Genomic DNA, 14,054 nt, shown 5'->3' on the forward strand with positions numbered 1-14,054 from the left:
CCTCGTCCGTTGTGCTACACGCCATGTCTTCGTCCCAGCGACGCCGCGTGCTCACCGCTGCCTTGATCGGGGCACTGCCCCTTTCCCTGCTCGCCGCTCCGGCCGCGAGCGCTGAGGTTCTTTCGGAGAGTCACGCCCGCCCCGTTCGGCTCATCGGCGAACAGATCGTGCCCAACGCCCTCCAGTTCCAGGGCACCACCGTCGGCGGCCTCTCGTCGATCGACTTCGACCCGCGCACCGGCGGTTACGCCTTCATCTGCGACGACCGCTCCGCGATCAACCCCGCCCGCTTCTACACGGCGAAGTTCTCCCTCGACGCCCACCACCTCGGCCCGGTGACGTTCACCGGTACGAAGCCGCTGCTGCGTCCCGACGGCACGCCGTACCCGCCGCTCGCGCAGAACGACCCGACTGCGCCGCAGAACGAGCAGACGATCGACCCCGAAGAGCTGCGCGTGGACCCGTGGACCGGCGGGTACACCTGGTCGCAGGAAGGCGACCGGCTGGCGGACTCGTTCATCCAGCCCTCCATCCGAGAGGCGACCCGGGACGGCCGTTACGTGCGTGACCTGCCGTTGCCGGCAGACGAGAAGATGACCGCCGACGCCGGCCCGCGCCGCAACTACGTGCTCGAAGGCCTCGCGTACACCGGCTTCGGCGCGCTGCTGGCCAGCGAGGTCGAGGCGCCGCTGCTGCAGGACGGCCAGCCGCCGACCCCGACGTCCGGCGCGCTTTCGCGAGTCACCCTGCAGGCGCGGACGGGCCAGGTGCTCGCGCAGTACGCGTACCCGCAGGAGAAGCTGTTCGCGACCCCGGTGCCGGCCGACGCGTTCGCCGACACCGGCGTGTCCTCGATGCTCGCCGTGAACCAGCTTGACCCGACGAAGTTCCTCATGATGGAGCGCTCGTTCGTCACCGGTGTGGGTAACAAGGTGCGGGTGTACGAGATCGACACATCCGGCGCGACCACTGTGCTGAACGTGAAATCGCTCGCCGGCGCGAAGGGCGTGAAGCCGGTGAAGAAGAAGCTGATCGCGGACTTGTCGGACTACGTTTCCGCGGTGGACAACGTCGAAGGCATGGCCTGGGGCCCGGCGCTGCCGAACGGTGAGCGCAGCCTGGTCTTCGTGAGCGACAACAACTTCTCCGCGAGCCAGGTGACGCAGGTCATCGCTTTGGCAGTCCCGTCGGAACAGCTTTGACCACCACGTTAAAATGAGCTCATGAACACGGCTCGGCTGCTCCTTGGCCTGCCGCGCTGACTCGGCCAACCCTTGGCCCGGCCGGCGCGGCGACCCCTCATGCCTTCGGGCTTGAGGGGTCGAGTTGTTTCTGGAGTGGTCCGATCACGGAGGAAGACGGCGATGACAGAGTCCACGGCGCCCACCCCGACCACGGGTGACGGCGCTCCCGGCGCCGAGAACACCCCGCCGCACCGCTACACCGCGGAGCTCGCGGGGCAGATCGAGCGCCGCTGGCAGGACTACTGGTCCGACCACGGCACCTACCACGCGCCGAACCCGACGGGCGCGCTGGCGGTCGAGGGCGAGCCGGTGCCGTCGGACAAGCTGTTCGTGCAGGACATGTTCCCGTACCCGTCCGGCTCGGGCCTGCACGTCGGGCACCCGCTGGGCTACATCGGCACGGACGTCTACGCGCGCTACCACCGCATGATCGGCCGCAACGTGCTGCACACGCTGGGGTACGACGCGTTCGGCCTGCCGGCCGAGCAGTACGCGGTGCAGACCGGCACGCACCCGCGCACGACCACCGAGGCGAACATCGCCACGATGCGCAGCCAGCTGAAGCGCCTGGGCCTGGGCCACGACGAGCGCCGGTCGATCGAGACGATCGACCCGGACTACTACAAGTGGACCCAGTGGATCTTCCTGCAGATCTTCAACTCCTACTACGACGAGCAGGCCGGCAAAGCGCGCCCGATCGAGCACCTGGAGAAGGCGTACGCGTCCGGTGAGCGCCCGACGCCCGACGGGCGCGCGTGGAGCGAGCTGAGCGACGTCGAGCGCCGCAAGGTCATCGACGACCACCGCCTGGTCTACATCTCCGAGGCGCCGGTGAACTGGGCGCCCGGCCTGGGCACGGTCGTCGCCAACGAAGAGGTGACCGCCGACGGGCGCAGCGACCGGGGCAACTTCCCCGTGTTCCGCAAGAACCTGCGCCAGTGGATGATGCGGATCACCGCGTACTCGGACAGGCTGGTCGACGACCTGGACCTGCTGGACTGGCCCGAAAAGGTCAAGTCCATGCAGCGCAACTGGGTCGGGCGTTCGCAGGGTGCGCGAGTGGCGTTCGCCGCCGGCGCTTCCGGGGGCGAGAAGATCGAGGTCTTCACCACGCGGCCCGACACGCTGTTCGGCGCCACCTACATGGTGCTGGCGCCCGAGCACCCGCTGGTCGACAAGCTGACGCCGGCCGAGTGGCCCGGCGAGCACCCGCAGGTGTGGACCGGCGGCGCGAAGTCGCCGGCCGACGCCGTCGCGGAGTACCGGCTGGCGACGTCGCGCAAGTCCGATCTGGACCGTCAGGAGAACAAGGAGAAGACCGGCGTCTTCACCGGCGCGTATGCCGTGAACCCGGTCAACGGCAAGGACATCCCGGTCTTCATCGGCGACTACGTGCTGATGGGCTACGGCACCGGCGCGATCATGGCCGTGCCGGCGCAGGACCAGCGCGACTGGGATTTCGCCAAGAAGTTCGAGCTGGAGATCGTCCGCACGGTGGACCCGGGCGAGGGCTTCGACGGTGAGGCGTTCACCGGCGAGGGCGCGGCGATCAACTCGGCCAACGACACCGTCTCGCTGGACGGCATGGGTGTCGCCGACGCGAAGAAGACGATCATCGCGTGGCTGGAGGAGCAGGGCGCCGGCGAGGGCACCGTGCAGTACAAGCTGCGCGACTGGCTGTTCGCCCGCCAGCGCTACTGGGGCGAGCCGTTCCCCATCGTCTACGACGAGACCGGGATGCCGATCGCGCTGCCAGAGGACCAGCTGCCCGTGGTGCTGCCGGAGGTCGACGACTACTCGCCGAAGACCTTCGACCCGGACGACGCCGACTCCGAGCCGTCGCCGCCGCTGTCGCGTGCGACCGAGTGGGTCGAGGTCACACTGGACCTGGGCGACGGGCCGAAGAAGTACCGCCGCGACACCAACGTGATGCCGCAGTGGGCGGGTTCGTGCTGGTACCAGCTGCGCTACGTCGACCCGGACAGCCCCGACGTGTTCTGCGCGCCGGAGAACGAGGCCTACTGGATGGGCCCGCGCCCGGCCGAGCACGGCGTGGACGACCCTGGCGGCGTCGACCTGTACGTCGGCGGGGTCGAGCATGCGGTGCTGCACCTGCTGTACTCGCGCTTCTGGCACAAGGTGCTGTTCGACCTGGGCCACGTGTCGTCGAAGGAGCCGTACCGGCGCCTGTTCAACCAGGGCTACATCGAGGCGTACGCCTACAAGGACAAGCGCGGCGTGCACGTGCCGGCCGAAGAGGTTGTGGAGCGCGACGGCAAGTTCTTCCTGGGTGACGAGGAGGTCACCCAGGAGTACGGGAAGATGGGCAAGAGCCTGAAGAACGCCGTGACGCCCGACGAGATGTCGGACACCTACGGCGCCGACACCTTCCGGCTGTACGAGATGTCCATGGGCCCGCTGGACATGTCCCGTCCCTGGGCGACCAAGGACGTCGTCGGCGCGCACCGCTTCCTGCAGCGCCTGTGGCGCCTGCTGATCGACGAGCAGACCGGTGAGCTGCGCGTGACCGCCGACGACCCGTCGGAGGCCGACCGCAAGCTGCTGCACCGCACCATCGCCGGCGTCCGCGAGGACTACGCGGAGATGCGCTTCAACACCGCGGGCGCGAAGCTGATCGAGCTGAACAACCACCTGACGAAGGTGTACGGCTCGGCTGCCGGCACCCCGCGCGAGGTGGCGGAGCCGCTGGTGCTGCTGCTGGCTCCGCTGGCGCCGCACGTCGCCGAGGAGCTGTGGCACCGCATGGGCCACGTCGACTCCCTGGTCCACGGCCCCTTCCCGGTCGTCGACGAGCAGTACCTGGTCGAGGACTCGGTGGAGTACCCGATCCAGGTCAACGGCAAGGTCCGGGCGCGCGTCACGGTGCCGGCGGATGCCGCTTCGGAGGCCGTGCAGGCCGCGGCTCTGGCGGACGAGAAGGTGGCCGCGCTGGTGGGCGACAAGACGCCGCGCAAGGTGATCGTGGTGCCGGGGCGGTTGGTCAACATCGTGCTGTGAATCGGCGCGGTGAGCCGGTGAATCGGCGCTGGTGAATTCGCGCGTTCCGGCCCGGGTCTCGTGCCCGGGCCGGTAACGTGCTCGCCGTGCGTAGTCGATCGATCACCGTTCTGCCGCTGCTGTTGCTGACCCTCGCGGGGTGCGCCGTCGCGTCAGCTCCTGCCCCGGGCAATCCGGCGCCGGCGCTACCCACCGACTCGATCGCCTACGACACGTTGCCTCTGATCGCCACTCGGCCCAACCTGTTCCCCGGCACGTGCGACCAGTTCGCGCAGCACCCCGACCTGGTGAAGACCTTCGCCGCCACTGATCCGCCGGTCAACGACCCGTCGACCCACAGCTGTGTCGTGCCGATTTCCGACAACGGCTTCCTCGTGCTGCAGCAGCCGAAGCAGGAGGAAGGCCACGACACCCCGTGGGTCGAGGCGTGGATGGGCGAATCCGGCATCGTCGACCACTTCCGCCGTGAGCTGGTGCTGGACCGCTACTACGCGGTGACCACGGTCAGCTCCAACGGCTGCCAGATCACGGTGAACACCGGCTCTCCGCTGCCCTTCACCCTGGATCTCGGTTACCAGTACCGCCAGAGCTCGGACGATTCCATCACTGCCCGGCGCGCGAGGGCCGACCAGTTCTGCCCCACTGTCCGGAAGGTCGTGAGCGACTACCTCACCGTGGTGGACCCGGGCGGCGGCTCGCTCGCGCGCTAGGCCGCTTCCCGCCGCGCGGCGCGGAAGATTCCCAGCGCGGTGACGCCGAGCCAGAGGACCAGCGAGGTCGCCAGCGCGATCGGCCCGTGCACGGAGAGCCCGCCCAGCTGCCGCGCGGGCTCGATCGGGTCGACCCAGCCCGCGAAGTCCTGGTTGGCCTGCACGATCAGGAAGAGGATCGAGACCAAGCAGTAGGTGGCGATGGCACCCGCGGTGTTCGGGATCAGCCAGGCGATCGAGACCGCCAGCAGGGTCATCAGGAACGACCCGAGCAAGCACACGCCGATCGTGGCGCCGGTCCGGATCGCGAGCAGGTTCGCGGCGTCGTGGTCGTCGAGCACTCCGGCGAAGTAGGTGTAGGTCATGAGGATGTGCAGCCCGGCGATCAGCACCCACGCGAACAAGGCGATTGTGCCCTGAGCGAGCGCGTACCGAAGCCGTGAAGGCTGGACGAGCAGGGTCGGCTGCGCGCTGCGGTAGTGCCATTCGCTCGCGATGAGCTTGACCAGCGCGACGTCCACGAGGATCGCCGCGAGGCGCACCGTGGTCACCACGGTGCCGAGCTGTTTGCGCATGGTCACCGGGTTGAACGGGTCGACCATGAACAGGATCGACAGCAGCACCAACGCGATCGGCCCGGCGACCAGAAGGATCTTGTCGGCCGGGGTGGCGGTGAACTTCCGCAGCTCGACACCCACCACAGTGCCGAACGAAGCGCGCTTCGCAGCACCGGTCGCCCACGCCGGCTGTTGCTGCACAGGCGTCTGCATCGGGATCATCGCGGACCTCCGGTCAGGCGGAAGAAGAGCTCTTCCAGGTTCTGCTGTTCCTCGGCCAGCCCGAGCACCCGTACCTGCGCGGCGAACGCGATCTCCGAGACGCGCTCCGTCGGGGCGGCGACGGAAAGGGCGTCGGGGCCGGTCTGGCGGACGTCGAGGCCTGCGCTCTGCAGGGCCGTGCCGAGTTTGGGCACGTCGTTGGTGCGCACGACCGTCCGCGCGGGGCCGGCGAAGCTCGCGAGCGGTCCGTCGGCGACGACGCGGCCGTGGCCGATCATCACGATGCGGTCGGCCGTCTGGTCCACTTCGGACAGCACGTGGCTCGAGAGCAGCACGGTGCCGCCGCGCTGGGCGTAGCCGCGCAGAAGCTGCCGTGTGGAGCGGATTCCTTCGGGGTCGAGGCCGTTGATGGGCTCGTCGAGGATCAGCACGGGCGGGTCGGCGAGCAGCGCGTGCGCGAGCCCGAGGCGCTGGCGCATGCCGAGGCTGTACTTGCCGATTCGCCGGTTCGCCGCGTCGCTGAGCCCGACCTGCGCGAGCACCTGGTCGGCGCGCGAGCCGGGCAGGCGCATGAGCTTGGCGCCGTTCACGAGGTGATGGCGGCCCGTGCGGCCGGGATGCACGGCGGCCGCGTCGAGCAGCACGCCCGCGACGTGTCCCGGGTTGGGCCACTCCGCGAACCGCCGCCCGGCGATCGTCGCCGTGCCCGCCGTGGGGCGGGTCAGGCCGCAGATCATGCGCAGCGTCGTCGACTTCCCGGCGCCGTTCGGGCCCAGGAACGCGGTGACCGTGCCCGGCTGCAGCGAGAACGACACGTTCTCCACCACGCGGCGGCCGTCGTAGTCCTTCACCAGCCCCTGGACGTGCAGCAACCCCGGCCCTCCCCTTCAAGATCCGAAGCTGAGTTTGTCACAACCCGTGTCCGGCCGTGCGCGAAACCGAACCTTCGAGTGCCAGGGCCGAAACGCGCCAGCACCGCCGCACCCCCGGCGATTCGATGCAGCCATGAGGAAAACCGGCTTCCACGAAGGAGATCTGGGGATGAAGCTCGACGGCAAGGTGGCGCTCGTGACCGGCGGCAGCCGGGGCATCGGCGCGGCGACGGCGGTGCGGCTGGCCGAGGAAGGCGCGGACGTAGCCCTCACCTACGTCAGCGGGGCCAGGCTGGCGGCGGACGTCGTCGATAAGATCAAAGCGCTCGGCCGTCGGGGGATCGCGATCGCGGCGGACAGCGCGGACGCCGAGGCCGTGCGGGCTGCCGTGGCGACGACGGTTGCGGAGTTCGGGCGGTTGGACGCGCTGGTCAACAACGCGGGCGTCGGGTTCGTCGCGCCCGTCGCGGAGACCGCGCTGGCGGACGTGGACCGGGTGCTGGCGGTCAACGTGCGTGGCGCGTTCCTGGCGACGCAGGCGGCGGCCGAGCACCTCGGCGACGGCGGGCGCGTGGTCACCATCGGCAGCTGCGTCACCGATCGCGCGCCCGGGCCGGGCATGGTGCTGTACGCGATGAGCAAGTCGGCGATGGTCGGGTTGACCAAGGCGCTCGCGCGGGAGCTCGCGCCGCGGGGTGTCACCGTGAACCTCGTGCACCCGGGGCCGACCGATACCGACATGAACCCGGCCGACGGTCCGTTCGCCGACGACCAGAGGTCCTTGACCGCCGTCGGGCGTTACGGGTCGGCCGGTGAGGTGGCCGACGCAGTGGCGTATCTCGCCGGCCCGGCGAGCGCGTACATCACCGCCGCGACGCTGTCGGTCGACGGCGGGCACGCGGCCTAGCTGTATTTGGCTAGCCCGAGTAGAGCCCCACGTCACGAGCCAGATCCGTGAGGATGGCCTCGAAGAGGATGTCCGGCTTCGACACCGGGATCGGGTAGTTGCCGAACACCTCGAGCGTCACGTGGCCGTAGAGGCGCGCCCAGAACTGGATCATCAGGTACGTGAGCCCGAGGTCCAGCTTCTCGGGCGCGATCGCGCGGCCCGCCTCGCCGAGCACGGCGAGCAGCTCGCTCTGGAACGCGGTGAGGTCGTCGCGCAGCTCGGGCGGGACGACGTCGTTCGGCGGCATGACCAGGTCGTGTGTGGCGAGGACCTGGCCGGCCGCGGCGAGGAAGATGCGGCCGAACGGCTCGTCGAGGCGGTGCAGCGCACTGCCCGCCGTGGTGCCGACGCCGCCCGTGGGCGACGCGAACACCAGTGTGAACTCCTTGGTGTGCGTGAGCGCCCACCGGCGGAAGCCCTTGCAGATGGCGAAGAGCTGCGCCATGCCGTCGTCGGGGAGCACGGCGATGTCGTCGGCGAGCTCGGCGGCGAGGTCGGCGATCACGTCGAGGCGCAGCTTCTCCACCAGGTCGTCGCGCGATTCGTAGTAGCGGTACAGGGCCGGCGCGGTGATGCCCAGCTCCCGGGCGATCGCCCGGAGCGTCACGGCGTCCGGACCCTGTTCGACCAGCAGTCTCCGGGCGGTCCGGCGGATGTCCTGCTCGGTAGCCGCTCGCGCGCGGCCCCTTCGCGTGGGGCTGCTCATCCGGATATTCTAGGTGGTCGGCACCGTTGTTCCCGTAACAACGCGGCCGGAGAGCAGCCGGGCCTGCAGATCGGTGAGCGGACGCAGCACCCACATGGCCACCACGACCATGCCTTGGGCGCACCAGAAGTGCACGAGCCAGGCCCCGATGAGCGACGGCCCGCCCCACGATTCGCCGGCCGTCGAGGGGTCCCAGAACAGGCCGTAAGTCGCGATCCGCCACACCAGGAACCCGATGAGCAGCGAAAACGGGATGGCCACCACGCTCACCCCGGCCGCGGCCAGGTAGCGAGGGGTACCTTCGCGCGGCGGGACGTTCAAGAGTCGCTCCGCGAGCAGCTGCCGGGCGCGCCTGCCGCCGAAACAGGCGGGCAGGGCGAGCAGGGCGTAGACCACTCGTTTCCAGTCCGAGATCTTCATGCGTTCGACGCTAGGGGTCGTTGAGCTGCGAAAACACCCGGTCGTCCGCCGAACGAGGTAGGGAAATCCCGGGCGCGTTCTGTCACACTTCGTCCGAGATGGACGAAATCACCACGGTCACCTACCCCGCACCCGTCCCGCCGGACCAGGTGCGGCTGGCGACGTTGCTGCTGCTGGTTCCCGGGCTCCTCATCGCGGGCTTCGGCGGCGTGCTCATGACGGCGAGCCGCGCCGGTCTGTACGCCGGGTCCGTGATCGCACTGGTGGGGTTCGTGCTGTTGGGCTGCATCCCCGTCGGGCGGCGCGGCATGCGAAAGGAGCGGCTGAGTGTCGAGGTCGCTTCGCGCGGCCTGCGGTTCCCCGTTCGCGACGCGCGGCTCGTGCTGCCGTGGGACGACGTCAGCGCGGTCGTGCTGGTCGAGAAGCACAAGCGGGTCGAGGTGTACCTGGCTCCTTCTGCCGAGGATCGCCTGGCCGGCCGGTTCGGCCGCCGTGGTCCCCACGGCTTCGTCCTGTCGACGCTGTTCGAACCCGGCGAGGCCCACCGGCTGGCTGCCGCCGTCGAGACGGTGCGGCCGGGGCTGGTGCGGTGGCCGTCCCTGGAGGTGCGGCGCGGCGGGTTCGGCCTGCAACGTGCGGCGACGACGGTGGTGCGGTGGGCCTCGGTGAAGCGCGCGCCGGCTGCCGGCGAGAGCGTGACGGTGCGCGCGAGCAAGGCTTCGGGCGCGCGTCAGGCGGCGATCGGGGGCACGGTGGCGTTGCTCGCGGCCGTGCTCATCGTGCGGACGTGGCTGCCGGTCACGGTGCCCGGGCTGATCGCGGTCGCGCTGTGCGTCGCCGCACTGGTCTGGACCCGGCACCGCGGCACACGGGGCGTGTTCACCGTGGACGGCTTCGGCGTCACGTGGATTCCTCGGTACGACAACGGGGTCGTGGTGCGGCGCGACGAGATTTCCGCCGTGACGGCCGAGGCGGGCGGCGTCGTGCGCGTGACCTCGCGCGACGGCGGTGACTTCGTACTGGCTTCGGGTGTTTCGATGCCGGCCGCGCGGACCGTGGCCGCGCTGCTCGGGGCGCCGCCGACGCCGATCACTCGGGGGGCTACGTGATCGGCGCCGACGACCCGATGCCCTCTCCGGTGCGCTTCCGGTCGGGGCAACGCCACTGGCTCAAGGACAGTGACGCTCCACAAGAGCGGAACCCGTGTCAGAAGTGACGCCTGGGGGACATGGATCCCCCGATCGAGTGACGGGCAGCCGCTGCTCGCCTGATTGTCGCACTGGGCGCCGGATAAGTTACAAAAACCTTCACTTTTGCGCACGGACGGTGGGTGACCTGCGCCCGAGCGCACCCGTGGCAAGGTGTCGACCATGTGTGCAGCCGTGCTGGTGGTGGGTTCCGCCAACGCCGACCTCGTCGTCCCCGTCGACCGCCGCCCGGCCGGCGGCGAAACCGTCCTGGGCGGCGACACCGTCCTGTCCCCCGGCGGCAAGGGCGCGAACACGGCCGTCGCGGCGGGCCGGCTGGGTGCGGATGTGGCTCTGCTGGGCGCCGTGGGTTCGGACCCTTACGGCGCTCTTCTGCGCGATTCCCTGACCGGCGCGGGCGTCTCGACGGCTTTTCTGCTTGTCGTCGATCGCCCGACCGGCATCGCGTACATCACCGTCACGCCCGATGGCGAGAACTCGATCCTGGTCTCGCCTGGTGCGAATTCGGCTCTGACGCCCGCCGACATCACCTCCGAGGCTCTTGCCGGCGCTGCTGTGGTGGTTCTTTCGCTGGAAGTCCCTCTGCCGACGGTGGAGCACGCCGTCGCCCGCGCTTCTGCCGCTGGAGCGACGGTGCTGCTGAACCTCTCCCCGGCCGCCCGGCTGTCGGCTTCGACCTTGGCCGCGGTGGATGTGTTGCTGGTCAACGAACACGAGGCCGCGTATCTCCTCGGTTCCCCCGGCGCTGATCCGCGCAAGCTGCTCGAACTGGGCCCGCGCGCGGCCGTCGTGACGCTCGGTTCGCGTGGTGCCGTGGTCGTCACCTCCTCTGGCCTTACCGCGGTCTCCTCGCCCGCCGTGGCGGCCGTCGACACCACCGGGGCCGGGGACGCTTTCGCCGGCGCTCTGGCGGCTTCTCTGGCTTCTGGCGTTTCGCTCGTGGACGCGGCTCACCGCGCGGCCGCCGTCGCCGCGGTGAGCGTCACCCGACATGGCGCGCAGCCCTCGTACCCGACGGCCGCCGAAATGGCCTGAGTCTGCGCTGTCGTCGGCTTCTCTTCTGCTCGATGGCTGCGAAGCTGGGCTGACTCGCGCCGGTGGGTCTTTCGCCTTTTTGACTGTGCGGCGTGTGAGGCGGTTGCACGGACTCTCGCCGGTGGCTGTCGTGTTTCGGCCCGGTGGAAGGCGGTTTTGATCCTCGGTTGTGCGGTCACCTCGCTCAGCGGGCCCTGTAGTCGTCGAGCTGCTCTGTTCGGTAGTTACGGCTCCGTGGTCATGGCGGTGCTCCGCGGCTGCCGCGGATTGACCCGAATCTTGACGACGTGCGCCGAGGTCCGTGCGAGCGTGCGGACCTGAACTGGCCTTCTGTCTGCGTGCCTCCTTTGGCGCGCATCCCACTACTGCTGACCTGGCCGCCCAGCGACCCCACCGTTCCGTTTCCCGGCTCACCCCCTGCGGCCCTGCCGCTGCGTCCCAGCCGCTGCGTCCCAGCCGCTGCGTCCGCATCCCCATCCCCAGCCCCATCCCGGGTTGTCCACAGCTGACCCCGCCGACCCCGAGTTGTCCACAGATTCGTCACCACCCGTTTTCAGGCCCCTGACCTCGGTAAAATGGGATCGGGGCAGCCCCCCGGAGAGGGCGGGGGTTGTGTACCGGGGCGGGGAAGAGCGAGCGTCACACGGGATCGGGGCGAGTCAGGAGGTGGCGCGGGTGCAACACAGCCAGGAGAGCCGGGTGGTGTGGCCGACACCGCGAGCCGTCCGCGCGCATCTGGGATATGGTCTAGACCATGTCTGAGAGCGCGGCAGCGGGGCTGAGCGGGGTTGCGGTGAGTCCGGGGCGGGCGAGGGGGCCTGTCGTGCGGGTGGCGGAGCCCATGGGCGAGCCGGCGAGTACGCCGGCGCCCGGGGATGCGCAGGTGGAAGCGGCGCGGATCGAGCCGGCGGCGGAGGTCGTCGCGAAGCGGCTGGAGGCGCAGGCGGAGGTGGCGACCGGCGAGGCCGCCACGATCCTGATCACCACGGCGGCCATGGCGGGCGACCCGGCGTTGGCCGCGCAGGCCAAGAAGCTGGTGACGGAGCAGAACTTGCCCGCGGCGCGCGCGGTGTACCAGGCGGCCGAGGGGTTTGCCGAGGCGTTGGCCGCAGCGGGTGGGTACATGGCGGAGCGGGTGCGCGACGTCCGCGATGTGCGCGACCGGCTGGTGGCCGAGTTGCTCGGTGTCGCGCCGCCGGGAGTGCCGGAGTTGGCGGCGCCCAGCGTGCTCGTGGCGAGGGACCTGGCGCCGGCGGATACGGCGGGGCTGGATCCGGCGAAGGTGCTCGCGCTGGTCACCGAAGAGGGCGGCCCGACGAGTCACACGGCGATCCTCGCTCGCGCGCTGGGGATTCCGGCGGTGGTGGCTGTGAGGGGAATCCTGGAGCTCGACCCGAAGGCACTGACTGTCGATGGCGACACGGGCCTCGTCCAAAGCGCCGACCCGGCCGACCCGATCATCACGGCCGTCGCGCAGGGGCCCGCGGAGTGGAACGGCACCGGCGCCACCGCGGACGGGCACGTGGTCAAGGTCTACGGCAACGTCGGCTCGCCGGCCGACGCGCAGGCGGCCGCGGACGCGGGAGCGGAGGGCGTTGGCCTGTTCCGCACCGAGTTCAGCTTCCTCGACGCCCCGGCGGAGCCGTCCGTCGACGAGCAGCGCAAGGCGTACGCGGCGGTGCTGGCGCCGTTCCGCGGCAAGCCGGTGATCGTGCGGACGCTCGACGCGGGTGCCGACAAGCCGCTTGCCTTCCTCAACCCCGACGACGAGCCCAACCCGGCGCTGGGCGTGCGCGGCCTGCGCGTGGCGTTCGACCGGCCCGAGGTGCTCGACCGCCAGCTCGAGGCCATCGCGGGCGCGGCCCAGGATTCAGGCGCGCTGGTCTCCGTGATGGCCCCGATGGTCGCGACGGCCGAGGAAGCCGCGTGGTTCGCCGAACGCGTGCGCGCGGCGGGCATCGAGCGCGCGGGCGTGATGATCGAGATCCCGGCGGCGGCGTTGTCCGCGCGGGAGATCCTGGACGTCGTCGACTTCGTGTCCGTCGGCACCAACGACCTGGCCCAGTACACGTTCGCGGCCGACCGTCAGCTCGGCGCCGTCGCGAAGCTGAACGACCCGTGGCAGCCCGCGTTGCTGCGGCTGCTCAAGCTGATCGGCGACGCGGCGAAGGCGACGGGCAAGCCCGCCGGCGTCTGCGGCGAAGCGGCGGCCGACCCGCGGCTCGCCGTGGTGCTCGCGGGCCTGGGCCTCACGAGCTTGTCGATGAACGCGGCGGCGGTGCGGGCCGTCGGCGCTTCGCTGGCCACGGTCACGCTGGCCGAGGCGGAAGCGAAAGCAACGAACGCGCTGGCCAGCGCCGATCCGGGCGCGGCGCGCGCGGCGGCGAACTGAAAAGACGGAGCCGGACCCGGCCGACGGATGAAAAACCGGGCCCGGCACCGCATCGCCGGTCAGCCGAATAAGCCCCGCCGAGGGTTGCGGATGACCAGCGAGCCTCCGTGGATGCGGCCCGTGATGACGTAGCGCGGGTTGCCGGCGCGGCCGTTGCTGCCGGTCTTGTCGTCGAGCGAACCGAACTTGATCTCGGTGATCGCGTTGTAGTCCACCGCGGCCTGCGGCGGGATGATGATCTCGACCGAACCCCACTTGGAGTCCAGCTCGATCTCGACGACCGGCGTCGACACCTGGGCCTCGGTGAAGTCCAGCTTCGTGCTGCCGTACTTGTTGCGCACGACCATCGCCGGCGGCACCAGCCAGGGGCCGCCGCGCTGCAGCGACGAGTACTTGGCGTTGAGCTCGAGCCGCTGACCGGGTGCATACGTGCTGGTCGGCGGCTGGTAAGCCGGGTAACTCGGCGCCGCCCCCGGGTGCAGGAGGCCGGGCAGATCCGTGAGCACGGCGTTCAGCTCGCCGCGCGTGCGCGACGCCAGCGCCTTGTCGGTGCGCTCCGTGAACTCGTCGAGGTTGAGCATCCCCAGCCCGATCGCCTTCTGCAGCACGGCGACGACGTGTTCGCGCTCGTCGTCCGACACCCGGATGTCGCGTGCGGTCAACGGCTTCGTCTCGGTCGCGGTCTCCGCGCCGGTCGTCTCTTCCTCGGCCATGCATACGA

12 protein-coding genes are annotated in these 14,054 nt (G+C 70.3%); 7 read left to right on the top strand and 5 right to left on the bottom strand.

The annotated features are described in order from the left end of the window. Nucleotides 1–23 precede the first annotated feature (23 nt). The 3 genes from AB0M56_RS00225 to AB0M56_RS00235 all read left to right on the top strand — a co-directional run bounded on the left by AB0M56_RS00225 (nucleotide 24) and on the right by AB0M56_RS00235 (nucleotide 4,972). Complete coding sequence (locus tag AB0M56_RS00225) at nucleotides 24–1,202, top strand: esterase-like activity of phytase family protein (protein ID WP_364169120.1); 1,179 nt, start codon at nucleotides 24–26, stop codon at nucleotides 1,200–1,202. Between the two features lie 162 nt (nucleotides 1,203–1,364). Then, the gene (leuS, locus tag AB0M56_RS00230) at nucleotides 1,365–4,262 is read left to right on the top strand and encodes a leucine--tRNA ligase (RefSeq protein ID WP_364169123.1); all 2,898 of its coding nucleotides are present in this window, start codon (nucleotides 1,365–1,367) and stop codon (nucleotides 4,260–4,262) included. A gap of 86 nt (nucleotides 4,263–4,348) precedes the next feature. Continuing rightward, a complete protein-coding gene (locus tag AB0M56_RS00235) occupies nucleotides 4,349–4,972 on the top strand; it encodes a hypothetical protein (protein ID WP_364169126.1) in 624 nt (207 codons plus the stop codon). Here the strand turns inward: AB0M56_RS00235 and AB0M56_RS00240 are convergent. Together AB0M56_RS00240 and AB0M56_RS00245 are read right to left on the bottom strand one after the other, a co-directional pair. Then, the gene (locus AB0M56_RS00240) at nucleotides 4,969–5,751 is read right to left on the bottom strand and encodes a hypothetical protein (RefSeq protein WP_364169128.1); all 783 of its coding nucleotides are present in this window, start codon (nucleotides 5,749–5,751) and stop codon (nucleotides 4,969–4,971) included. The genes AB0M56_RS00235 and AB0M56_RS00240 overlap by 4 nt on opposite strands. Beyond that, nucleotides 5,748–6,623: an ATP-binding cassette domain-containing protein gene (locus AB0M56_RS00245; RefSeq protein WP_364169130.1), complete on the bottom strand. Its 876-nt coding sequence runs from the start codon at nucleotides 6,621–6,623 to the stop codon at nucleotides 5,748–5,750. The genes AB0M56_RS00240 and AB0M56_RS00245 overlap by 4 nt, the downstream gene beginning before the upstream one ends. A 169-nt stretch (nucleotides 6,624–6,792) precedes the next feature. Here AB0M56_RS00245 and AB0M56_RS00250 point away from each other — a divergent pair, with 169 nt between their 5' ends. Beyond that, nucleotides 6,793–7,530, top strand: a complete 738-nt coding sequence (locus AB0M56_RS00250) for an SDR family oxidoreductase (RefSeq protein WP_364170688.1) — start codon at nucleotides 6,793–6,795, stop codon at nucleotides 7,528–7,530. Between the two features lie 10 nt (nucleotides 7,531–7,540). Here the strand turns inward: AB0M56_RS00250 and AB0M56_RS00255 are convergent, their stop codons facing one another. Both AB0M56_RS00255 and AB0M56_RS00260 read right to left on the bottom strand, forming a co-directional pair. Then, the gene (locus AB0M56_RS00255) at nucleotides 7,541–8,278 is read right to left on the bottom strand and encodes a TetR/AcrR family transcriptional regulator (protein ID WP_364169133.1); all 738 of its coding nucleotides are present in this window, start codon (nucleotides 8,276–8,278) and stop codon (nucleotides 7,541–7,543) included. A gap of 9 nt (nucleotides 8,279–8,287) precedes the next feature. Further along, nucleotides 8,288–8,698: a hypothetical protein gene (locus AB0M56_RS00260; RefSeq protein ID WP_364169136.1), complete on the bottom strand. Its 411-nt coding sequence runs from the start codon at nucleotides 8,696–8,698 to the stop codon at nucleotides 8,288–8,290. 98 nt (nucleotides 8,699–8,796) lie between these two features. Here AB0M56_RS00260 and AB0M56_RS00265 point away from each other — a divergent pair, with 98 nt between their 5' ends. From AB0M56_RS00265 to ptsP, 3 genes are all read left to right on the top strand, one after another. After that, complete coding sequence (locus tag AB0M56_RS00265) at nucleotides 8,797–9,807, top strand: hypothetical protein (protein ID WP_364169138.1); 1,011 nt, start codon at nucleotides 8,797–8,799, stop codon at nucleotides 9,805–9,807. A gap of 261 nt (nucleotides 9,808–10,068) precedes the next feature. After that, the gene (locus tag AB0M56_RS00270) at nucleotides 10,069–10,941 is read left to right on the top strand and encodes a ribokinase (protein WP_364169141.1); all 873 of its coding nucleotides are present in this window, start codon (nucleotides 10,069–10,071) and stop codon (nucleotides 10,939–10,941) included. Between the two features lie 754 nt (nucleotides 10,942–11,695). Continuing rightward, nucleotides 11,696–13,333 (top strand): phosphoenolpyruvate--protein phosphotransferase, encoded by a 1,638-nt coding sequence (gene ptsP, locus AB0M56_RS00275; RefSeq protein WP_364169144.1) that lies wholly within the window; start codon nucleotides 11,696–11,698, stop codon nucleotides 13,331–13,333. A gap of 59 nt (nucleotides 13,334–13,392) precedes the next feature. On the opposite strand, the gene AB0M56_RS00280 is transcribed toward ptsP, so the two are convergent. Further along, a complete protein-coding gene (locus tag AB0M56_RS00280) occupies nucleotides 13,393–14,046 on the bottom strand; it encodes a DUF1707 domain-containing protein (RefSeq protein WP_364169147.1) in 654 nt (217 codons plus the stop codon). Nucleotides 14,047–14,054: the final 8 nt, after the last annotated feature.

Source organism: Amycolatopsis sp. NPDC051372, assembly GCF_040682095.1.
GTDB lineage: Bacteria > Actinomycetota > Actinomycetes > Mycobacteriales > Pseudonocardiaceae > Amycolatopsis.

What these genes read in the sequence shown, in the direction of transcription:
- AB0M56_RS00225 (WP_364169120.1), top strand. Translation starts at nt 24, where the DNA reads ATGTCTTCGTCCCAGCGACGCCGCGTGCTCACCGCTGCCTTGATCGGG.
- leuS (WP_364169123.1), top strand. Translation starts at nt 1,365, where the DNA reads ATGACAGAGTCCACGGCGCCCACCCCGACCACGGGTGACGGCGCTCCC.
- AB0M56_RS00240 (WP_364169128.1), bottom strand. Translation starts at nt 5,751, where the DNA reads ATGATCCCGATGCAGACGCCTGTGCAGCAACAGCCGGCGTGGGCGACC.
- AB0M56_RS00250 (WP_364170688.1), top strand. Translation starts at nt 6,793, where the DNA reads ATGAAGCTCGACGGCAAGGTGGCGCTCGTGACCGGCGGCAGCCGGGGC.
- AB0M56_RS00255 (WP_364169133.1), bottom strand. Translation starts at nt 8,278, where the DNA reads ATGAGCAGCCCCACGCGAAGGGGCCGCGCGCGAGCGGCTACCGAGCAG.
- AB0M56_RS00260 (WP_364169136.1), bottom strand. Translation starts at nt 8,698, where the DNA reads ATGAAGATCTCGGACTGGAAACGAGTGGTCTACGCCCTGCTCGCCCTG.
- AB0M56_RS00265 (WP_364169138.1), top strand. Translation starts at nt 8,797, where the DNA reads ATGGACGAAATCACCACGGTCACCTACCCCGCACCCGTCCCGCCGGAC.
- AB0M56_RS00270 (WP_364169141.1), top strand. Translation starts at nt 10,069, where the DNA reads ATGTGTGCAGCCGTGCTGGTGGTGGGTTCCGCCAACGCCGACCTCGTC.
- ptsP (WP_364169144.1), top strand. Translation starts at nt 11,696, where the DNA reads ATGTCTGAGAGCGCGGCAGCGGGGCTGAGCGGGGTTGCGGTGAGTCCG.
- AB0M56_RS00280 (WP_364169147.1), bottom strand. Translation starts at nt 14,046, where the DNA reads ATGGCCGAGGAAGAGACGACCGGCGCGGAGACCGCGACCGAGACGAAG.